Here is a 20,218-nt window from a genome sequence, read left to right as displayed (position 1 = left end):
CACGACTCACTTATAGGCAAGGTATTTCTTACGCACATTCCGGAAAGCCGCCAACTCGTCCTGCCAGCCCGCCACGACCTCGTCGGCGTCGGCGCCCGCGTCGATCATCGTGCGGACCAGGGTGGAGCCGGTGAGCTTGTCGATCCAGTTGTCGGAGCGCCAAGTGAAGCCGCTCCAGACCCTCTTGGCGGTCACCAGCAACGCGATCCCGGTACGCACCGGGTCGAAGGCGGCCCGGTCGTGCACATGGAGCTGCACGCCCCCGACGCTCTTCCCCTGGAACTTGGAGAAGGTCGGCGCGAAGTACGCCTCCCTGAAGTGCACACCAGGGAGGTCGAGTTGCTCCGCCGCGGCGGCCCACCGCCGGTCGATGCCCTCGGCGCCGAGCAGCTCGAACGGCCGGGTCGTGCCCCGCCCCTCCGACAGGTTCGTCCCCTCGAAGAGACACGTCCCGGAGTAGACGAGCGCGGTGTCGGGCGTCGGCATGTTCGGGCTCGGCGGCACCCAGGGCAGCCCGGACGCGTCGTAGAACTCCGAACGCCTCCACCCCGACATCAGTACGGTGTCCAGCTCCACCGGCGCCGCCAGGAACTCCCCGTTGAACAGCCGCGCCAGCTCCGCGACCGTCATCCCGTGCGCCTGCGAGATCGGCTGCCGTCCGACGAACGTCGCGAACTCCCTGTGCAGCACCGGCCCTTGGGCGGCGCGGCCGGTCACCGGGTTCGGCCGGTCCAGCACCAGGACGGGCTTGCCCGCGAGCTGGGCCGCCTCCATGCAGTCGTACAGCGTCCAGATGTAGGTGTAGAAGCGGGCGCCCACGTCCTGGATGTCGAAGACGACGACGTCGACGCCGGAGGCGGTGAAGATGTCGGCGAGCGGCCGGCCGCTCTTGAGGTACGTGTCGTAGACGGGGAGGCCGGTCGCCGGGTCGTCGTGGCGGCCCTCGGAGCCGCCTGCCTGGGCGGTGCCCCGGAAGCCGTGCTCGGGGCCGAAGACGGCGGTCAGGTTCACCCGGTCGTCCGTGTGCATGACGTCAACGATGTGGTGGGCGTCCCGGGTGAGGCCGGTGGGGTTGGTGACGATGCCGACCTTTTTGTTCTTGAGGGGGGCGTAGTCGGTGCGGGTGAGGTTCTCGAAGCCGGTGCGGAGTTGTTTCGGGCGGTGTTTGGTGGGGGCGGTGGCTGCGCATGCGGGTAGGGCTGCGGCGGCTGCGGTTGTTGCTAGGAGGCCGCGTCGTGACAGGGGCATGGGGGTTCCCTCCGTGAGGCGGTGCGGTTGGTGTGGGCACCGTATGTGCTGCCGCCTGTGGTTCGTAGGGTGCGGCGCCGTTGTGGCTGGTCGCGCAGTTCCCCGCGCCCCCTAGGTCCGCTTCCCTCGCCCTTCCTTGCTACATACCGACCGGTTAGTCTGACCGGGTATCGGAGCCGTGTCGTGTCGAAGGAGACCGATCGTGGGTGTCGTGCGAGGTGCCGGAGTGGTTGTCACCGGAGCCGGAGGCGGGATCGGGGCTGCCCTGGCCCGGCGGTTCGCCGCTGAAGGGGCCCGGGTCGTGGTCAATGACCTGGACGCCGACAAGGCCGCGGCCGTCGCCGAGGAGATCGGTGGGATCGCGGTGCCTGGGGACGCCTCCAGCATCGTCGGCGAGGCCCGGGACGCCCTTGGTGGGACCGTCGATGTCTACTGCGCCAACGCCGGGCTCGCCTCGGGCGGGTCCGAGGCGGCCGACGAGAAGGTCTGGGCGCTCGCCTGGGACGTGAACGTGATGGCTCATGTGCGGGCGGCCCACGAGCTGCTGCCGGAGTGGCTGGAGCGGGGCAGCGGCCGTTTCGTGTCCACAGTGTCCGCCGCCGGGCTGCTCACCATGATCGGCGCGGCGCCCTACAGCGTGACCAAGCACGGTGCGTACGCCTTCGCCGAGTGGCTGTCGCTGACGTACCGCCACCGCGGGCTCAAGGTGCACGCCGTCTGCCCCCAGGGCGTCCGTACGGACATGCTGGCCGGGACCGGCAGCGCGGGGGATCTGGTGCTCGCGCCGACCGCGATCGAGCCCGAGGCGGTCGCGGACGCGCTGTTCCAGGGGATCGAGGAGGACCGGTTCCTGATCCTGCCGCACCCCGAGGTCGCCGGTTACTACCGGGCGCGGGCCGCCGACCCCGACCAGTGGCTGACCGGCATGAACCACATCCAGCAGAAGTGGGAAGCTGCCGGGTGACGCGTGGCGGGGAGGCCCCGGAGGCATACATCTGCCTCCGTACGGGCAGCGAAGGGGGACCCCGACGCGCCGGGCGGCCACCGCAAGGGGAGACTGGCCGCCTACAAGTGGCAGCGGCAGGCGGAGACCTGCCCGGCCTGGATTGTCTGGAAAGCAGGTGGCGGTAGTGCCCAGGACGACGGACGGCGACGGTACGCCCGTCCCGCAGCGGCTGCTCGCCGCCGCCACCCGGCTCTTCGCGGAACAGGGGTACGACCGCACGTCCGTGCAGGAGATCGTCGAGGCGGCCGGGGTCACCAAGGGGGCGCTGTACCACTACTTCGGCTCCAAGGACGACCTGCTGCACGAGGTGTACGCGCGCGTGCTGCGCGTCCAGCAGGAGCGGCTGGACGCCTTCGCGAACGCGGACGCGCCGGTGGAGGAGCGGCTGCGGCGGGCGGCGGCGGACGTCGTCGTCACGACCATCGAGAACCTCGACGACGCGATGATCTTCTTCCGCTCGATGCACCACCTGAGCCCGGAGAAGAACAAGCAGGTGCGCGCGGAGAGACGCCGCTACCACGAACGCTTCCGGGCCCTGATCGAGGAGGGCCAGGAGACCGGCGTCTTCTCGAAGGCGCCCTCGGCCGACCTGGTCGTCGACTACCACTTCGGCTCCGTCCACCACCTGTCGACCTGGTACAGCCCCGAGGGCCCTATGACGCCGACGGAGGTCGCGGAGCAACTGGCGGACCTGCTGCTGCGCGCGCTGCGGCCGTAGACGCGTCGTCCGCCCCGCCGGCGTCCTGGCGCAGCAGGGCGGCGCCGAGCGGGGTCAGGGTGTGGATGACCGCCGGGCCGAGCTGGCGGGCGGTCGTCAGGCCGGCGTCCCGGAGGACCGAGGCGTGCCGGCTGGCGGCGGAGAGCGAGATGCCGGCGGCGTGCGCGAGTTCGCCCGTGGTCAGGCCGTCCGCGGCGCACCGCAGGACACGCGCGCGGGTGGCCCCGAGCAGGGCTCCCAGGGACGGCCTCTCGCCGGGCGGAGGCCCCTCCGGTGCCGTCGCGTGGTTCAGCGGATACGACAGGACGGGCGGCAGGTCGGCGTCGGCCAGTGCGACCGGGGTGCCAAGCGAGAAGTACGTCGGTACGAACCTGATGCCCCGCCCGCGCAGATGCAGGTCACGGTCCGTGCGGTAGTCCACTTCGAGGACCGGCCGCTGCCAGCGCATCCGGGGTCCCAGGTTGGCCAGCAGCCCCTCGGCCCCGCCGGTCAGCAGGGCGCGGCCGAGCAGGCTCCGGTGCGCGACGACCTCGCCGTCCATGCCCTCCGCGAAGGGCGCGACCGCGACCGTGTGGAAGCGCCGGATCAGCTCGGTCAGTTCCCGCCGTTCGGCCTGGTGCCCCAGCCGCAGCGCCCAGGACGGCACCCCGCGGACCCGGTCCAGCAGCCGTATCTCGGTGAGCACGTCCTTGCGGGGCAGCCGCAGGATGCCGTCGAGGCTCGCCTCCAGGCCGCCCTCGGACTCCAGGGGGGTCAGGAAGTCGGGCTGGTAGGGCCCGAGGGCGTACAGCGGGAACAGCACCTCGCGTACGGGCCGGGACAGCCCGGCCGCGCACAGGTCGGCGCGGACCGTGCGGTGCCAGGCGGCGAACTGCCAGCGGCCCGAACGGGACTGGAGGCGGTGCAGGGCCGCGAGCACTTCCCACATCGGGTCCGGCTCCGCGGCGACCCGGACCCGGGCCAGATCGACCTCGGTGAAGTGAATGCGGAGCACGTGATTCCTCCCCGGAGACCTGCGTGTTTGCCCTCAGCCGCAAGAGTGTGTCGCCGCTGCGGGGTCCCTGCAAAGGTTCGGCCAGGCCAACTGGCCACGATGGCCCGAATTCGATGGTCCACCGTGGCCCGAACCAGGAGGAAACGCAGTGACGTCGAAGAGATCCAGGATCGCTGCAGGCACGATCGGTGCCCTGACCGCCGGTGTCCTCGCCCTGAGCGCCACCCCCGCGTCCGCGAGCGGCAACTACAGCGGTCTGGCGTATGTCTACGGCGCGGACGTCTTCGCCGACGACTGGGACAACGAGGGCATCGTCGACATCAACAACAACAAGCAGTCCAACGCGACCTGCCTGTGGCAGAAGATCCTGTGGGCCGACGGCGAACTCGCCGCCTCCGACATCGACGGCGACTTCGGCAGCACCACCGCGGCGGCGACCGCGAGGTGGCAGGCCAGGTTCGGCCTGACCAGCGACGGCTCGGCGGGCCGGAACACCTGGACCGAGGCCGGCAACTACCTGCGCAACGACTTGGGCGGCAGCTACGGCATCATCGTGTCCTACTACAGCGGGAGCAGCCGCGACATCAGCCTGTCGCGTGACAACGACGGCTACTACCACTTCACCGACGGCACCGGCGCCGGCCGCATCGCGGGCTACAACTACCGCACCTGCAGCTGACTCCTGCGGTAACGCACACGGCCCGGTGTGTGAGGGGTTACGGGGGAACCCCTCACACACCGGGCCGAGCCGTGCGTGGCCGTCGCTAGACGTACTTCTTCAGCTCCCGTCGCGCCAGTGATCGCTGGTGCACCTCGTCCGGGCCGTCCGCCAGCTTCAGGGTGCGGGCGCTCGCCCACAGCTCCGCCAGCGGGAAGTCCTGGCTCACGCCGCCCGCGCCGTGCAGCTGGATCGCCTTGTCGAGGATGTCGACCACCGCGCGCGGCGTGGCGATCTTGATCGACTGGATCTCCGTGTGGGCGCCCCTGTTGCCCACGGTGTCCATCATCCAGGCCGTCTTCAGCACCAGCAGCCGCAGCTGCTCCACCGTCACCCGGGCGTCCGCGATCCAGTTGTGGACCACGCCCTGCTGGGCCAGCGCCTTGCCGAAGGCCTGCCGGGAAACCGCCCGCCGGCACATCAGCTCGATCGCCCGCTCCGCCATCCCGATCAGCCGCATGCAGTGGTGGATCCGGCCGGGGCCGAGCCGGGCCTGCGCGATGGCGAACCCGCCGCCCTCCTCGCCGATCAGGTTCGACGCCGGTACCCGAGCCTCGTCGAACAGCACCTCGGCGTGACCGCCGTGCGAGTGGTCCTCGTAACCGAAGACCCGCATCGCCCGCTTCACCGTGACGCCGGGGGTGTCCCGGGGGACCAGGATCATCGACTGCTGGCGGCGGATGTCGGCGCCGTCCGGGTCGGTCTTGCCCATGACGATGAAGATGCGGCAGTCGGGGTTCATCGCACCGGAGATGTACCACTTGCGCCCGGTGATGACGTAGTCGTCGCCGTCCCGGCGGATCCGCGTCTCGATGTTCGTCGCGTCCGAACTGGCCACCTCCGGCTCGGTCATGGCGAACGCCGAACGGATCTCGCCCGCGAGCAGCGGCTCCAGCCACTGCTTCTTCTGCTGCTCGTCGCCGAACTGGGCCAGCACCTCCATGTTGCCGGTGTCCGGCGCCGCGCAGTTCAGCGCGGTCGGCGCCAACTGCGGGGAACGGCCGGTGATCTCGGCGAGCGGCGCGTACTGCAGGTTGGTGAGACCGGCGCCGTGCCGGGCGTCCGGGAGGAAGAGGTTCCACAGGCCCTGGCGGCGGGCCTCGGCCTTCAACTCGCCGACCACGGCAGGGGTGTCCCACGGCGAGGCCAGCGCGGCCCGCTGCTCCTCGGCCACCGGCTCCGCCGGATACACGTACTCGTCCATGAAGGCGAGGAGCCTGGCGCGCAGTTCCTCGGTGTGCGCGTCGTACGCGAAGTCCATGACGGATCAGCCTTCCTGGAGGTCTGGGAGATCTGTGCGACCGGGCAGCCCGGTGCGAAGTGTGGTCAGGCCGTGGCCGATGAACACGGGGACCAGGTCGCCGATGCGGTCGAAGCCCGCGCCGACCGTCTGGCCCAGCGTGTAGCGGTAGTGGATGCCCTCCAGGATCACGGCCAGCTTGAACCAGGCGAACGCCGTGTACCAGGAGACCGCCGACACGTCCCGCCCCGAGCGCGCCGCGTACCGCTCGATCAGCTCGGCCGGGGACGGGTGTCCGGCGGCCTCGGCGGTCGTGGCCACGGGGGAGTCGGGGGCGCCCAGCGGCATGCTGTACATCACCAGCAGGCCCAGGTCGGTGAGCGGGTCGCCGAGGGTCGACATCTCCCAGTCGAGGATCGCCGTGATCCGGTCGTCGGCGCCGCCGATCAGGACGTTGTCCAGCCGGTAGTCGCCGTGCACGATCGCCGGGGCGGGGGAGCGGGGCAGTTCGCGGCCGAGCGCCGCCTGCAACTCGTCGATGCCCGCCAGCTCGCGGTTGCGGGAGGCGGCCAACTGCTTGCCCCAGCGCCGCAGTTGGCGGTCGAGGAAGCCCTCGGGCCGGCCGAAGTCGGCGAGGCCCACCTCGGCGGGGTCCACCGCGTGCAGTTCGACGAGCGTGTCCACCAGCGACAGCACCACGTCCCGGGTCCGCTCAGGGCCGATCGGGGCGAGCTGCCCCGCCGTGCGGTACGGCGTGCCCGGCACGAACTCCATGACGTAGAACGGCGCTCCGGGCGCCGCCTCGTTCTCCGGGTCCTCGCACAGCAGCACCGGACGCGGCACCGGGACGGCGGTCGGATGCAGGGCGCTGATCACCCGGTGCTCGCGGCGCATGTCGTGCGCGGTGGCCAGGACATGGCCGAGCGGGGGCCGTCGTACGACCCAGCGGGAGGTGCCGTCGGTGACCGCGTAGGTGAGGTTCGAACGGCCGCCCTCGATCAGCCGGCCGGTCAGGGGGCCGTGCACGAGTCCGGGGCGCTCGCCGTCGAGCAGCGCGCGCAGCCGGTCGAGATCGAGACCTGGCAGGTCGTCCGAGGGCATCATCGCTCCTACGCGTACGGAAACAGGACCTGCATCATGATGCCGACCGGTCGGTATGTCGTCCAGTGGGTGGACCAAAAGTGACCGGCGTCTCGCTTCCAGTGTGCGGAAGGAGACGTCGGCCGGGTAGAGCGGGGTAAGAACGGGGCAAGGGGGAGCGGTTCCGGTGGCCGGAAACGGTCAGTGGTCGTCCCAGTGGTCCTGGTGCGCCGCGTGCCGGTGGCCGTCGTGCAGGAAGTCGACGTGGTCGCCGTGCTGGACGGACGGGTGTCCGCAGCCGTCTCCGTGCACATGCTGGTGGGCCTCGTGCGCCACGTGTCCGCCGGGCTCGCACTCGTCCCAGTGGCCGCTGTGCGCGCGGTGCAGATGACCGTCGTGCGCGTAGTCGACGTGGTCGCCGTGGGGCACCTCGGTGTGGCCGCAGTCGGGGCCGTGCGGGTGCTCGTGGGTCGGGTGTTCCTGGTGCAGTGTGGGGGTGCTCATGGAATCCATGTATATCCGGCCATTCGACTTGCGTCGCGTCCGCACACCCCGGAGTGTCGAAGATTAGGAAACCGGAGGGTCAGACATATGAAAGCCATTACCTACAGCAGGTACGGCGGTCCCGACGTCCTGGAGTACACCGAGGACGCCCCGGACCCCAAGGTCGGGCCCGACTCCGTGCTGATCAAGGTGCGGGCGGCGTCGGTCAACCCGGTGGACTGGAAGTGCCGCGAAGGCTACCTCGACGGCCTCCTGGACCCCGTCTTCCCCGTGGTGCCCGGCTGGGACGTCTCCGGCGTCGTCGTCCGCCCGGGCGTCTCCGTCTCCGAGTTCGCCGTCGGCGACGAGGTCATCGGCTACGTCCGCGAGGACTTCCTCTCACGCGGCACCTTCGCCGAGTACGTCGCCGCCCCCGTGCGCACCCTCGCCCGCAAGCCCCGCAACCTCTCCTTCGAGGAGGCGGCCGGGCTGCCCCTGGTCGGGCTCACGGCCTACCAGGTGCTCGCCAAGGCGCTGCGCGTCCGCACCGGCGAGACCGTCCTCGTACACGCGGCGGCGGGCGGCGTCGGCTCGGTCGCCGTCCAGCTGGCCCGCCGCCACCTGGGCGCGGCCCACGTCATCGGCACGGCGAGCGTGCACAACCACGACTTCGTGCGGGAGTTGGGCGGCGATCCGGTGACGTACGGGGAGGGCATGGCCGACCGCGTGCGGAAGCTGGCCCCGGGGGGCGTCGACGCCGTGTTCGACACCGTCGGCGGGGACACGCTGCGGGACTCCGTGGACCTGCTGGTGCCCGGGGGGCGGCTGGTGTCGATCGCGGACCCGGAGGTCGTCGGGTTCGGCGGTACGTACTACTTCGTGCGGCCGGACGCGGCGGACCTTCAGCATCTGTCCGAACTGGCGGAACACGAGGTGATCTCGCTGCACGTGTCCGAGACGTTTCCGCTGGAGCGGGCGGCGGAGGCGCATCGGCTGAACGCGGAGGGGCGTACTCGGGGCAAGATCGTCGTGACTGTGGACTGGGAGTAGTCAGAGGACCAGGACCGCTCCGCACACCGCCAGGGCGACCGCGCACAGGGTGGCGGCCAGTACCGGAGGGGCGGCGGCGGTCGCGCTCGTCAGCGTTCGGATGCGGCCGTGGGCCACCGCCAGGAACGTCAGCCACAGGGCGCCGTACAGCGCGCAGACGACGACCCCCGTCGGCGACGGGCCGCCGTGCAGCGCGCTCTTCCCGGCCAGGACGGCGACGACCGTGGCCGACAGCGTCGTACGCCGCCAGGCCAGCCGGGTCCGCTCCGGCTGGAGCCCGGGGTCGCGATGTACCTCGCCCTCGCTCACCCGTTCCCCCGGACCAGCACCACGACCACCATGGCGACCGCGACCACGGCCACCGCGAGGCTCAGCAGGGCCGGGAAGCGGGACACCGGGAGGTCGTCGCCGCGGCGCATCGCGCGTTCGCAGCGGACCCAGTGGTTGACGGCCCGCAGCGAGCACAGCACCCCCGCCGCCAGCAGCGCGAGCGCCAGGCCCACGCGCCAGCCCCAGCGCAGGTCGGGCAGGAACTGGTCCACGGCGAAACCGCCGCCGATCAGCGCGAGCGCGGTGCGCAGCCAGGCCAGGAAGGTGCGTTCGTTGGCCAGGGAGAAACGGTAGTCGGGAGTGCGCCCCTCCTCGGCGATCTCCCGGGGAGCGAACCACAGCCGGACGTTCTGTACGAAATCGATCACACGCACGACCTTACGGGCTGTCCGGAGAGCGGAACGCCCTGAGGCGCTCGTACGCCGCCCGGCCGTCCGGCACCCACTCCCAGCCGTCCCCGCCCGCGCCCCCGCCCTCGCCGAGCCGCCGTTCCACCTCGTCCTCGGGCAGGAAGGCGTGCCAGGCGACCTCCTCCACCTGCGGGTGGACGGGCAGTTCGCAGCGCACCTCGTACACCGCCGACCACCAGGTCTGACCGGCGCCGTCGTCGTACAGGAACTTGAAGACGGGCTCGGGGCGGGGCAGGCCCGTGACGCCGAGTTCCTCCTCGGCCTCCCTGAGGGCCGCGCTGTCGTACGACTCGCCCGCTCCCACGACCCCGCCGACGAACATGTCGTAGAGGGAGGGGAAGACCAGCTTGGTGGGGGTGCGGCGGTGGATGAAGATCCGGTCGGCGGCGTCCCTGGCGAGGATGAAGACGCAGCGGTGGCGCAGGCCGCGTGCATACGCCTCGCCGCGTGGGGACTGACCGACGACCTCGTCGTTCTCGTCGACGATGTCGAGGATCTCGTCGGCCGGAGTGGTCCCGAGGGCGGGAGCGGTCCCGTCAGCGGGCGTGCTGTCGGCGGACCGGCTGCTTCTGTCGGGGGGAGTGCTGTCGGGGGGAGTGCTCATGTCTGTCATCCAAGCCCATCGCGCCCTGGGCACAGCCGCTGGGCATCGCCGGGTGCAGGCCCAGCAGGACGATGCCCACGACCACCGCCGCGAGGCCAGCCGCCTCCCACGCCAGCGCTCCGGTGTCGGTGCGCAGCCGGTCGCCGAGGAAGCCGACGCCGCAGATGATGCCGGCCAGCGGCTGGGCCGCCGTGAGGGCGGGCAGCGACATGCGCAGGGGAGCGGTCTCGAAGGCGCTCTGGACCAGGATCAGGCCGGTGAGGCCGAGGAGCAGCACGCCGTACGGCTGCCAGCCGGTGAGGAGGTGGGTCAGGCCGCCCTCCGCGAAGCGCTGGCCGCTGACCCGGGTCAGGGCGTCCTGGACGCCGTAGAGCAGGCCCGCGGCCAGGGCCAGCAGGACCGGGCCCGAGCTGAGGCGGGAGCGCTTCGCGTACGTCGTCAGGAGCAGGGCGAGGCCCAGCATGGCGCCCATGATCAGCCAGTGCCGCCAGGGATCCGAGACCGCCGTGCCGCCGCGCGGTTCGCCCGCCACGATGAACGCCGTCACCCCGCCCGCGAGCAGCAGCAGACCGGTCCAGCCCTGGCGGCCGAGCGGCTGCTTCGTCTGGTGGCGGGAGAGGGCGAGCGCGAAGAGCAGGTTCGTCGAGAGGAGGGGCTCCACCAGGGAGATCTCGCCCTGGCTCAGCGCGATGGCGCCCAGCACCATGCCCGCGACCATCAGACCGATGCCGCCGAGCCAGCGCGGCACCCGCATCAGGTCCAGGAGCAGGCGCGGGGAGAGGAAGTCGCTCAGGGGCGCCTGCCGGGCCACGTTCTGCTGGAGGACGAAGCCGAGGCCCAGGCAGCAGGCGGCGCTCACGGCGAGAGTCAGAACCAGGACGGACACGCGGCTTACCTCGATGGGGTGTGGGTAAGGCGACTGTAGCCGCCGCCGGACGGCCCCGCCCCGGGGATGTGACCGAATCGAGGAGTAGCCCGGGTCACGTACCCGCGCCTGAGGGTGTTCTTGTCGCGACTTAACGTCATCTACGTGACGCGGTGGGGCGTAGCACGGTTTGTCGGTCGGACAGGTCAACTGTCCTATACAGATGCGTAATTGACACGTGTCGCGCACGAATTCGGCCTTGACGTGAAGCATTCGTGGAGGGTTTGCTGTCCGTGATCAACCGATGGCAGTCGATCGATCGCCGTCAGCGGACCGCGTCGTGTGAGGAAGTTCCCCGCGGTGTCTCCACCTCCACCACCCCTTGGCCGGGGCCGTAAGCGTGCTGCCCAGGCCTTCGACGCCGCGCTGGACGACGCCGAACTCGTCGTCGCGCGCTCGGCGCTGGCCCAGGGGCGCTGGCAGGCAGTTCGTACGCTGCTCACCACCACCGGGGACGACTGGGACCGCCGGGGGCACCGGGTCACCGTCCTCGCCCTGGAGTCCGGCACCGCCGCCTGGGCCCGCGACTGGCTGCTGGCCGAGCCCGACTCCGCCGACGCCTCCGTCCTGCTCGCCGCGGCCACCGTCCAGCGCGCCCTCATCGGCAAGGACAAGCCGACCCGGGCCCGCGACGCCTGCCACGCCGCCGCCGCGCTCGCGCCCGCCGATCCCACGCCCTGGCTCGGGCTGCTCCAGCTGGAGCGGAACGTGGGCGCCGAGGAGACCGTCGTCCAGCTCTTCGACGAGGTCAGGCACCGCTACCCGGACCACCACCACGCCCACCACCTGATGGTCGCCCGGCTCGCCGAACGCCGGGCCGCCGCCGGGCAGGACCCGCTGCACGAGGTGTACGACTTCGCCAACTGGGCGGTCGAACAGGCGCCCGCCGACTCGCCGTTGGCGATCCTGCCGGTCGTCGCGCACGCCGAGCGCTACCGCGTCCTGGCCGGCGCCGGCATCGAGTCCGCCGATCCCGCCTCCTCCGGGCACTGGGTCGGCCGCCGGGCCCGCCAGGTGATGAAGGCCGCCTTCGACTGGTGGCTGGAGTGGGAGCGCGACGACCACCCGCGCCGCCTGATCGACCTCAACTTCCTTGCCCACGCCAAGTTCTGCGAGGGCCGGGGAGCCGAGGCCGCCGCCCTGTTCCACCGGATCGGCCAGCACCAGACCCCGGACCCGTGGTCCTACCCGGACCGCGACCCGCACACCGCCTTCCGTGCCGCCCGCGACAGCGCGCTCGGCACGGTGTAACACCCAACGCGTTACCGGCATTACCCGCGTTACCAGCACAAAGCGCATTACAGGACAGCAATTCCGCAACGGCAGTTCCGCAACAGCAACTCCGTACGCCCGAAAGGACAACCCCGCGATGACGACGGGCAGTTCGAGCACGAGCAGACCCACGGCCGACACCAGTGGCGGCATCAGTACGTTCAAGGGGCAGGACCGCGCGCTGCGCGCCGACCGCCTCGGCACCGGAGGGCTGCTGCTCTCGGTGCTCGCCGCGACCGCCCCCCTCATGGTGGTCGCTGGTGTCATGCCCACCACATTCGCGGTGATGGGCATCGTCGGCCAGCCCCTCCTCTTCGTCATCCTCGGCGTCGTGCTCGTCCTCTTCAGCGTCGGGTACGCCGAGATGAGCCGCCACGTCCACAACGCGGGCGCCTTCTACGCGTACATCTCGCGCGGCCTCGGCGGCACCACCGGAGCGGGCGCCGCACTGCTCGCGCTGGTCGCCTACAGCGCCCTGCAGATCGGCATCTACGGCATCTTCGGCTTCGAGGTGTCCAACCTCTTCGCCACCTACCTGGACACCGAAATAGCCTGGTGGATACCGGCGTTGCTGGCCGCGCTGGCCGTCGGCGGGCTCGGCTGGCTGAAGATCGACGTCAACGCGAAGGTCCTCGGCGTACTGCTCGTCATCGAGGTCGTCCTCGTCGTCGTCTTCGACATCGCCTCCATCGCCGACCCGGCGAAGGAGGGCCTGTCGCTGCACGCCTTCAACCCGGACACCCTCACCGGCGCGGGCGTCGGCACCGCCCTCTGCTTCTGCATCGCCGCCTTCACCGGCTTCGAACAGGCCCCCGTGTACGCCGAGGAGACGAGCCGCCCGCACGTCCTCGTCCCGCGCGTGATGTTCCTCGCCGTCAGCTTCGTCGCCGTCTTCTTCGCGATCAGCTCCTGGGCGTTCACCGTCGCCGCCGGCCCGTCCGCGATCATCGGCACCGCGCAGAAGGAGAGCGCGGGGCTGCTGTTCTCGCTCACCGAGTCCCGGCTCGGCGCCACCTTCACGGACGTCCTGCACGTCCTGTTCGTGACCGGTATGTTCGCGGCGCTCCTCAGCTTCCACAACGTCGTCGCCCGCTACGCCTTCGCCATGGGCCGCGAGGGCCTGCTGCCCGCCACCTTCGGCCGCACCACCGGCGCGAGCGGCGCCCCCGGCACCGGCTCGCTGCTGCAGACCGTGATATCCGTGCTGGTCGTGGGCGCCTTCGCGGTCTCCGACAACGGTCCGGTCGGCGACCCGACCACGCCCGTCCTGAAGCTGTTCACCTGGCTCGGCAACATCGGCGCCCTCGGCGTGATCCTGCTGATGGCGACGGCCTCCCTCTCCGTCATCGTCTTCTTCGTCCGGCGCGGCGCCGCGGGCGCCCAGGCGGGACGGCTGGTGACCTCCGCGCTGGCGGGCATCGCCCTGCTCGTCATCGCCTTCTACACGGTCAAGGACTTCGACATCCTGGTCGGCACCGGCCCCGACTCCTACCTCAACTGGCTGCTGCCCGGCATCATCGGCGCGGCCATCGTCCTCGGCCTGCTCCAGGGCCTGATCCTGAAGTCCCGCAAGCCCGAGGCGCACGCCCGGATCGGGCTCGGCAACGAGGCGTTCCAGCTGGACAAGGCGGCGGAGGAGGCCGAGTCCACCTCGTGAGAGGCGGCGTCCGCCTTGTGAGAAGAAGGTGAGAAGCGGTACCCAAGCCTGACGAACACCCGCGATTCCTGGCTCGACAGGGGTCGCGGGTGTTCGAATGAGTAGGTGAACCCCGAACGACCGGAACGACCCGCACACCCCGAAGAGCCGACGGAACCCGCCGAGCCCGCGTCGCGGGTGGACCAGCCCGGCCAGGAGGATCAGGAGCGAGGCGCACCCATCGGCCGCCGGGTCCTGCTCGGCACCCTCGGTCTGGGCGCCCTCGGCGTGGTGGCGGCGCCGACCCTCCAGCGCGGGATGGAGTCCTTCCTCGCGGGCGCGTCGCAGAACGACCCCACCGGCCTGACCGGCCTCCTCCCGAACGGCGGCGGCTTCCGCTACTACTCGGTGACGTCGTCCGTCCCCCGCAAGAACGCGGAGACCTACCGCCTCAAGATCGACGGCCTGGTCGACAGACCGGCCACCTACACCCTGGCCGACCTGCGGGCGATGCCCCAGACCAGGATGGTCAAGGACGTGCAGTGCGTCACGGGCTGGCGGGTGCCGGGCACCCCCTTCGAAGGGGTACGGCTGTCCAGCCTCCTGGACGCGGCGGGCGTACGCTCCTCCGCCGGCGCCGTGCGCTTCACCTGCTTCGACGGCGCCTACTCCGAGAGCCTCACCCTCGACCAGGCCCGCCGCGCCGACGTCCTGGTCGCGCTGCGCATGCAGGACAAGAACCTGGGCCACAGCCACGGCGGCCCGGTCCGCCTCTACGTCGCCCCCATGTACTTCTACAAGTCCGCCAAGTGGCTCTCCGGCATCACGGTCACCGAGAACGTGCGGCCGGGCTACTGGGAGGAACGCGGCTACGACATCGACGCCTGGGTCGGCAAATCGAACGGACGCGACGATGAGCCTACGAGCTGACACCCCGGCGCCCACGACGCCCACCTCGGAGGTACGCCGCTTCGGCCGCTCCCAGAAATGGGTGCACCGCGCGACGGCCGCACTGATGGGCGTGTGCGTGGCGACGGCGGCGTGCCTGTACATCCCCCAGTTCGCCGAACTGGTGGGCCGCCGCGAACTGGTGGTCCGGGTCCACGAGTGGGCGGGCCTGGCGCTGCCGTTCCCCGTCCTGTTCGGCCTGTTCTCCAGGGGCTTCCGCGCGGACCTGGGCGCCCTGAACCGCTTCGGCCCCCACGACAGAACCTGGCTGCGCGCGGCCCTGCGCCGGGACAAGCGCCGCGCGTCGCGCCCGGCGGCCAAGTTCAACGCGGGCCAGAAGATCTACGCGTCCTGGATCGCGGGCGCGACCCTGGTCATGCTGGGCACGGGCCTACTGATGTGGTTCACCCACCTGACGCCCCTGATGTGGCGCACGAGCGCGACGTTCGTCCACGACTGGCTGGCCCTCACGATCGGCATCGTCCTGGCGGGCCACATCGGCATGGCCCTGGGCGACCCGGAGGCCCGCAGGGGCCTGCGGACGGGTTCGGTGAGCAGGAGGTGGGCGGAACGGGAGCATCCGCTGTGGCGCCCCTGAACCGGGTACGGGTTGTGCGTCGGCCGCGCAGCCCCACTCAGGGGGGGGCGGGGAACCGCGCGACGAACGCCATACGCACCCACAGACTCAGGGGCGCGGGGAACTGCGCGACCGACCACGACGCACCCGCGGCGAACGAACCGCCTACTCAGCCCCGAAATCCAGCAGCACCTTGCAAGACCTCCCTCGATCCGCCGCCAACGCGAACCCCGACTCCGCCTCCCCGAGAGGAACCACCGCACTCACCAACCCGTCAAGCCCCGGCGCCCCCGCCAACAACCCCAACGCCTCATCGAACTCCGCGTCGAACCGAAACGCCCCCCGCAACTCGATCTCCCGAGTGACCACCAGATTCCCCGCGAACGGACTGGGCCCGGGCGGCAGCAGCCCCAACTGCACAACCACCCCACCCCGCCGCACCAACCGCAGGCACGTATCCAGCCCCGCGGCCACCCCCGACGCCTCGACGGCCACATCAACCTCCGTCGGCCACCCCGCGTCCCCGGGATCATCCGCCCGTACGACCGTGTCCGCCCCGGCGACAACCGCGTACCGGAGCGCCTGCGGCAGCAGATCCGTGACCGTCACCCGCGCCGCCCCCGCCGCCTTCGCCGCCGCGACGACCAGGCATCCGATCGGCCCGGCCCCGGTGACCAGTACGTGCTTGCCGGTCACGTCCCCGGCCCGGCGGACGGCGTGGATGGCGACCGAGAGGGGCTCGGCGAGGGCCGCCCGGCGTAGCGGCAGCCCCGCCGGGACGGCCCTCAACTGGTCGGCAGGGACGACCAGTTGTGCCGCGAAGCCACCCTGGACGTGGGGCGTGCGGGCGGCGCTGCCGAGGTAACGCGTGTCCCGGCAGATGTTGCGCCGACCGGACACGCACTCCGGACACGCCCCGCACGGGGTGGCGGGGTGCACGGCAACCTCCGTACCGACAACGGGACCTGACGCACCGTCACCGTAGGAGACGACCGTGCCCACGACCTCGTGGCCCAGCACCATCGGTTCCTTGAGGCGGAAGTCGCCCACCCCGCCGTGCCGCCAGTAGTGCAGGTCGGAGCCGCAGACCCCGCCGTACCGGACGGCGACCAGAGCCTGACCGGGGCCGGGAGACGGCACCGGCAACTCGTCGACCCGCAGGTCGCCCTCACCGTGGATCACGCAACCGAGCATGAGGAAACCCTCCCTATTCACAGAACGCCGAAGTCAGAGGAGCCAGAGGAGCCAGAGGTGTCAGAGAACGCTGGTCATGCCGCCGTCGACGTACAGCACCTGCCCGCCGACGAAGTCCGCCGCAGGCGAGGCCAGGAACAGCACCCCGCCGATCAGATCCTCCGTACGGCCCCAGCGCCCCGCCGGCGTCCGCTTGCGCACCCACGCGCTGAACTCCGGGTCGTCGACCAGGGGTTGGGTCAGTTCCGTCTCGATGTAGCCGGGGCCGAGGCCGTTGACCTGGACGCCGTGCGGGCCCCAGTCGGCGCACATGCCCTTGGTGAGCATCTTCAGCGCGCCCTTGGTGGCCGTGTAGGGCGCGATGCCCGGACGGGCCACCTCGCTCTGCACCGAGCAGATGTTGATGATCTTGCCGTGGCCACGTTCCGTCATCCGCCGGGCCGTCTCACGGCCGACCAGGAACGCGCTGGTGAGGTTGGTGTTGAGGATGCGGTGCCAGTCGGAGTCGGTGAACTCCAGTAGCGGCGCCCGCAGTTGCATGCCCGCGTTGTTGACGAGGATGTCGATCGGGCCGACCCGTTCCTCGATGTCCGCGATCCCGGCGGCGACCGAGGGGCCGTCGGTGACGTCGAAGGAGGCGGTGTGGATGTCGCCGGACAGCTCGGCGGCGGCCTTGGTGAGGCGGTCGACGTCGCGGCCGTTGAGGACGACCGTGCAGCCGGCCTCGGCCAGACCCCGGGCCAGGGCGAACCCGATGCCCCGGCTGGACCCGGTGACCAGGGCCGTACGACCACTGATGTCGAAGAGAGGATGACTCATTCCCGTACTCCTGGATCGTCTCGTACAGATCGTCTCGTTGCTCTAGATCACCAGTGACAGCAGCAGGACCAGCGCCCCCGCGACGACGGAGATGATCGTCTCCATGACCGACCAGGTCTTGAGGGTCTGGCCGACGCTCAGCCCGAAGTACTCCTTGACCAGCCAGAATCCGGCGTCGTTGACATGGCTGAAGAAGAGTGAGCCCGCGCCGATGGCCAGGACGAGGAGGGCCGCGTGGGCCGTCGACATGTCGGCGGCCAGCGGGGCCACCAGGCCCGCCGCGGAGACCGTGGCGACCGTCGCCGAGCCCGTCGCCAGGCGGATCGCGACCGCGATCAGCCAGGCCAGCAGCAGGGCCGGGATCGACCAGTCCTCGGAGATCTCCAGGACCATCTTGCCGACCCCGGAGTCGATCAGCGTCTGCTTGAAGCCGCCGCCCGCGCCGACGATCAGCAGGATGCCCGCGATGGGCGCGAGGCCCGTCTCGACGATCCGGGAGATCCGCTCCTTGGTGAACTCGGCCGGGCGGCCCAGCGTGAAGATGCCCACGAGGACGGCGGCCAGCAGGGCGATCAGCGGCGAGCCGACCACGTCGAAGACGCGCTGCACCAGGTGCGTCGGGTCGTCGACGACGATGTCGACCAGCGCCTTGGACAGCATCAGGACGACGGGGAGGAGGATCGTGGCGAGGGTCGCGCCGAAGCCTGGGCGCTTCTCCAGGTCCTCGGAGGGGCGCTGCGGGATCATGCGGTCGGGCGCCGGGACGTCCACCCAGCGGGCCGCGTACCGCGAGAACAGCGGGCCCGCGATGATCACCGTCGGGATGGCGACGAGCACGCCGAGCGCCAGGGTCACGCCGAGGTTGGCGCCGACAGCGTCGATCGCGATCAGGGGGCCGGGGTGCGGCGGGACCAGGCCGTGCATCACGGACAGGCCCGCGAGCGCGGGGATGCCGATGCGCATCAGGGAGTAGTTGCCGCGCTTGGCGACCATCAGGACGACCGGGATAAGCAGGACGACGCCGACCTCGAAGAACAGGGGCAGGCCGATCACCGAGGCGATCAGGACCATCGCCCACGGCATGGTCCGGCCCGACGCCTTCGCCAGGATCGTGTCGACGATCTGGTCGGCGCCGCCGGAGTCGGCGAGCAGCTTGCCGAGGATCGCGCCGAGGGCGATCAGGACGCCCACACCGGCCACCGTCGAGCCGAGCCCGGCGGTGAAGCTGGCGATGGCCTTGTCGAGCGGGGCGCCCGCGAAGGCGCCCAGCGCGAGCGAGCCGATGGTCAGGGCGAGGAAGGCGTGCAGCTTGAACTTGGTGATCAGCAGGACGATGAGCGCGATGCCCGCCAGTACGGCGACACCCAGCTGGGCATGGCCGGCCGAGGTGATCGGCTCGACGCTGTCCGCCGCCAGCATCTCGACGCTGAGTCTGGTCACGGGGATTCCCTTGTTGTCTTGGAGTGCTTCAGGAGTTCAGGAGGTCAGGAAGAAGTCGGGCGTTCAGGAAGTCAGGCGTTCTGCAGCGAGGACAGCGCGTCCACCGCCCGCGCGGTGATCTCCGCGGGGCTGCCGGAGACGTTCACCGCGACGCCCGCCTCGTCCGCTTCGAGCGGCTGGAGTGTGGCGAACTGCGAGTCGAGCAGCGCCGTCGGCATGAAGTGGCCCTGGCGGTGCGCCATGCGGTCCTCGATCAGCGCCCGGTCGCCGGTGAGGTGCACGAAGACCACGCCGGGCGCGGCGGCCCGCAGCCGGTCACGGTACGACCGCTTCAGCGCCGAACTGCTCACCACCCCGCCGAGCCCGGCCCGCCCGTGCGCCCACTCGCCGATGGCGTCAAGCCAAGGCCACCGGTCCTCGTCGGTGAGCGGGGTCCCGGCCGTCATCTTGTGGATGTTGGCCGCGGGATGGAAGTCGTCGCCCTCGGCGTACGGAACGCCGAGCCGGGCGGCGAGCAGGGGACCGATCGTGGTCTTCCCGGTGCCCGCGACGCCCATGACCACGACGACGTGGGGGGTTCGCGTCTGCTGCATGAACGCAATGAAACGCATTAGGTAAGACAAATTCAAGAGTCAGGACCAAATAAGTCTGACTTTTTGAAGGTGTGACGCGCCCCGTACTCTGAGTGCATGAGCACACCGGGTCGAGGGCTGCACGGCCATGTACTGGACACCCTCGGGCCCGCGATCACCGCGGGCGAGTACCCGCCGGGCAGCGTTCTGCGCACGGACGAGCTGGCGCAGCGTTTCGACGTCTCGCGCTCGGTGATGCGGGAGGCGGTCCGGGTCCTCGAATCGATGCACCTGGTCGAGTCCCGCCGCCGGGTCGGCGTCACGGTCCGGCCCAAGGCCGAGTGGAACGTGTACGACCCCCAGGTCATCCGCTGGCGGCTGGCGGGCGCCGACCGCCCGCACCAGCTGCGCTCGCTCACCGTGCTGCGTTCCGCGATCGAACCGGTCGCCGCGGGCCTCGCCGCCAAGTTCGCCACCGCCGAGCAGTGCGCGCGGCTCACCGAGTGCGCCGTCGGCATGGTCGCGAACTCGCGCGGGCACCGGCTGGAGGGCTATCTCGTCCACGACGTGGCCTTCCACCGGGTGATCCTGGAAGCTTCCGGGAACGAGATGTTCGCCCGGCTCGGTGACGTCGTCGCGGAGGTCCTGGCCGGCCGCACCCATCACGAGGTCATGTTCGACGACCCGGACCCGGCCGCCGTCACCCTGCACGTCCAGGTCGCCGAGGCGGTCCGCGAGGGCGACGGCGAGCGCGCGGAGCGCCTCACCCGGGAGATCACGGTCGGCGCCCTTCAGGAACTGGACATCCTCGCGCCCTAGCGAGCCCCTAGGTCGTGTCCGCAAAGTGGTTGGCGCGTTGGTCTGTTCGTGGTGCGTCGTCATGAGCTGACTGATCAGGCATGGGCAGTGATCGAGCCGCTGCTGGTTCCGCCTCGGATGGGACGGCCGGTGCGG

22 protein-coding genes are annotated in these 20,218 nt (G+C 70.9%); 9 read left to right on the top strand and 13 right to left on the bottom strand.

The genetic code is table 11. The annotated features are described in order from the left end of the window. Positions 1 to 6: 6 nt before the first annotated feature. Complete coding sequence (locus CW359_RS41075) at positions 7 to 1,248, bottom strand: exo-beta-N-acetylmuramidase NamZ family protein (RefSeq protein WP_105975356.1); 1,242 nt, start codon at positions 1,246 to 1,248, stop codon at positions 7 to 9. 199 nt (positions 1,249 to 1,447) lie between these two features. On the opposite strand from CW359_RS41075, the gene CW359_RS41070 reads away from it, so the two are divergent. Beyond that, a complete protein-coding gene (locus CW359_RS41070) occupies positions 1,448 to 2,212 on the top strand; it encodes an SDR family oxidoreductase (RefSeq protein WP_105975380.1) in 765 nt (254 codons plus the stop codon). Positions 2,213 to 2,378: 166 nt separating this feature from the next. Next, positions 2,379 to 2,972: a TetR/AcrR family transcriptional regulator gene (locus CW359_RS41065; RefSeq protein WP_105975355.1), complete on the top strand. Its 594-nt coding sequence runs from the start codon at positions 2,379 to 2,381 to the stop codon at positions 2,970 to 2,972. Here CW359_RS41065 and CW359_RS41060 read toward each other — a convergent pair. Next, positions 2,908 to 3,966: an ArsR/SmtB family transcription factor gene (locus tag CW359_RS41060; protein ID WP_107503127.1), complete on the bottom strand. Its 1,059-nt coding sequence runs from the start codon at positions 3,964 to 3,966 to the stop codon at positions 2,908 to 2,910. The two genes, CW359_RS41065 and CW359_RS41060, sit on opposite strands and share 65 nt — an antisense overlap. Before the next feature lie 148 nt (positions 3,967 to 4,114). On the opposite strand from CW359_RS41060, the gene CW359_RS41055 reads away from it, so the two are divergent. Continuing rightward, a complete protein-coding gene (locus CW359_RS41055) occupies positions 4,115 to 4,645 on the top strand; it encodes a peptidoglycan-binding domain-containing protein (protein ID WP_105975354.1) in 531 nt (176 codons plus the stop codon). A gap of 85 nt (positions 4,646 to 4,730) precedes the next feature. On the opposite strand, the gene CW359_RS41050 is transcribed toward CW359_RS41055, so the two are convergent. From CW359_RS41050 to CW359_RS41040, 3 genes are all read right to left on the bottom strand, one after another. After that, positions 4,731 to 5,945: an acyl-CoA dehydrogenase family protein gene (locus CW359_RS41050; RefSeq protein ID WP_105975353.1), complete on the bottom strand. Its 1,215-nt coding sequence runs from the start codon at positions 5,943 to 5,945 to the stop codon at positions 4,731 to 4,733. A gap of 6 nt (positions 5,946 to 5,951) precedes the next feature. Further along, complete coding sequence (locus tag CW359_RS41045) at positions 5,952 to 7,025, bottom strand: phosphotransferase family protein (protein WP_105975379.1); 1,074 nt, start codon at positions 7,023 to 7,025, stop codon at positions 5,952 to 5,954. A gap of 180 nt (positions 7,026 to 7,205) precedes the next feature. Continuing rightward, a complete protein-coding gene (locus tag CW359_RS41040) occupies positions 7,206 to 7,508 on the bottom strand; it encodes a hypothetical protein (RefSeq protein WP_105975352.1) in 303 nt (100 codons plus the stop codon). Between the two features lie 87 nt (positions 7,509 to 7,595). Between CW359_RS41040 and CW359_RS41035 the strand changes: the two genes are divergently transcribed. Continuing rightward, the gene (locus tag CW359_RS41035) at positions 7,596 to 8,537 is read left to right on the top strand and encodes an NADP-dependent oxidoreductase (protein WP_105975351.1); all 942 of its coding nucleotides are present in this window, start codon (positions 7,596 to 7,598) and stop codon (positions 8,535 to 8,537) included. On the opposite strand, the gene CW359_RS41030 is transcribed toward CW359_RS41035, so the two are convergent. Genes CW359_RS41030 through CW359_RS41015 form a run of 4 tightly spaced genes read right to left on the bottom strand, consistent with a single transcriptional unit; the run spans position 8,538 to position 10,767 of the window. After that, a complete protein-coding gene (locus CW359_RS41030) occupies positions 8,538 to 8,846 on the bottom strand; it encodes a DUF202 domain-containing protein (protein ID WP_105975350.1) in 309 nt (102 codons plus the stop codon). After that, entirely contained in the window at positions 8,843 to 9,235 is a 393-nt protein-coding gene (locus CW359_RS41025; RefSeq protein WP_105975349.1) for a YidH family protein, read from the bottom strand. The genes CW359_RS41030 and CW359_RS41025 overlap by 4 nt, the downstream gene beginning before the upstream one ends. A 10-nt stretch (positions 9,236 to 9,245) precedes the next feature. After that, positions 9,246 to 9,881: an NUDIX hydrolase gene (locus CW359_RS41020; RefSeq protein ID WP_408647580.1), complete on the bottom strand. Its 636-nt coding sequence runs from the start codon at positions 9,879 to 9,881 to the stop codon at positions 9,246 to 9,248. Next, positions 9,814 to 10,767 carry a DMT family transporter gene (locus CW359_RS41015; protein WP_105975347.1) on the bottom strand — a complete coding sequence of 318 codons (954 nt, stop codon included), beginning with the start codon at positions 10,765 to 10,767 and terminating at the stop codon, positions 9,814 to 9,816. The genes CW359_RS41020 and CW359_RS41015 overlap by 68 nt, the downstream gene beginning before the upstream one ends. Positions 10,768 to 11,106: 339 nt before the next feature. Here CW359_RS41015 and CW359_RS41010 point away from each other — a divergent pair, with 339 nt between their 5' ends. From CW359_RS41010 to CW359_RS40995, 4 genes are all read left to right on the top strand, one after another. Next, positions 11,107 to 12,057, top strand: coding sequence for a hypothetical protein (locus tag CW359_RS41010; RefSeq protein ID WP_198655569.1), 951 nt, complete (start codon positions 11,107 to 11,109; stop codon positions 12,055 to 12,057). 118 nt (positions 12,058 to 12,175) lie between these two features. Further along, positions 12,176 to 13,735, top strand: a complete 1,560-nt coding sequence (locus CW359_RS41005; protein ID WP_105975345.1) for an APC family permease — start codon at positions 12,176 to 12,178, stop codon at positions 13,733 to 13,735. Positions 13,736 to 13,912: 177 nt separating this feature from the next. After that, a complete protein-coding gene (locus CW359_RS41000; RefSeq protein ID WP_105975378.1) occupies positions 13,913 to 14,644 on the top strand; it encodes a molybdopterin-dependent oxidoreductase in 732 nt (243 codons plus the stop codon). After that, a complete protein-coding gene (locus tag CW359_RS40995) occupies positions 14,628 to 15,260 on the top strand; it encodes a cytochrome b/b6 domain-containing protein (RefSeq protein WP_105975344.1) in 633 nt (210 codons plus the stop codon). Before CW359_RS41000 ends, CW359_RS40995 begins: the two co-directional genes overlap by 17 nt. A 144-nt stretch (positions 15,261 to 15,404) precedes the next feature. Here CW359_RS40995 and CW359_RS40990 read toward each other — a convergent pair whose 3' ends face one another. From CW359_RS40990 to CW359_RS40975, 4 genes are all read right to left on the bottom strand, one after another. Then, entirely contained in the window at positions 15,405 to 16,433 is a 1,029-nt protein-coding gene (locus CW359_RS40990) for an L-idonate 5-dehydrogenase (protein WP_105975343.1), read from the bottom strand. A 60-nt stretch (positions 16,434 to 16,493) separates the two neighbouring features. Next, positions 16,494 to 17,252, bottom strand: coding sequence for an SDR family oxidoreductase (locus tag CW359_RS40985; protein ID WP_105975342.1), 759 nt, complete (start codon positions 17,250 to 17,252; stop codon positions 16,494 to 16,496). Between the two features lie 42 nt (positions 17,253 to 17,294). Continuing rightward, a complete protein-coding gene (locus CW359_RS40980) occupies positions 17,295 to 18,692 on the bottom strand; it encodes a GntT/GntP/DsdX family permease (RefSeq protein WP_105975341.1) in 1,398 nt (465 codons plus the stop codon). Positions 18,693 to 18,763: 71 nt separating this feature from the next. After that, positions 18,764 to 19,285, bottom strand: a complete 522-nt coding sequence (locus tag CW359_RS40975) for a gluconokinase (RefSeq protein WP_105975377.1) — start codon at positions 19,283 to 19,285, stop codon at positions 18,764 to 18,766. Positions 19,286 to 19,381: 96 nt separating this feature from the next. On the opposite strand from CW359_RS40975, the gene CW359_RS40970 reads away from it, so the two are divergent. Next, complete coding sequence (locus CW359_RS40970) at positions 19,382 to 20,083, top strand: FadR/GntR family transcriptional regulator (RefSeq protein WP_105975340.1); 702 nt, start codon at positions 19,382 to 19,384, stop codon at positions 20,081 to 20,083. Positions 20,084 to 20,218: the final 135 nt, after the last annotated feature.

Source organism: Streptomyces geranii (genome assembly GCF_002954775.1).
Lineage (GTDB): Bacteria > Actinomycetota > Actinomycetes > Streptomycetales > Streptomycetaceae > Streptomyces > Streptomyces geranii.
The sequence above is the reverse complement of the archived record's forward strand: the minus strand, read 5'-3'. Positions and strand labels throughout refer to the sequence as shown.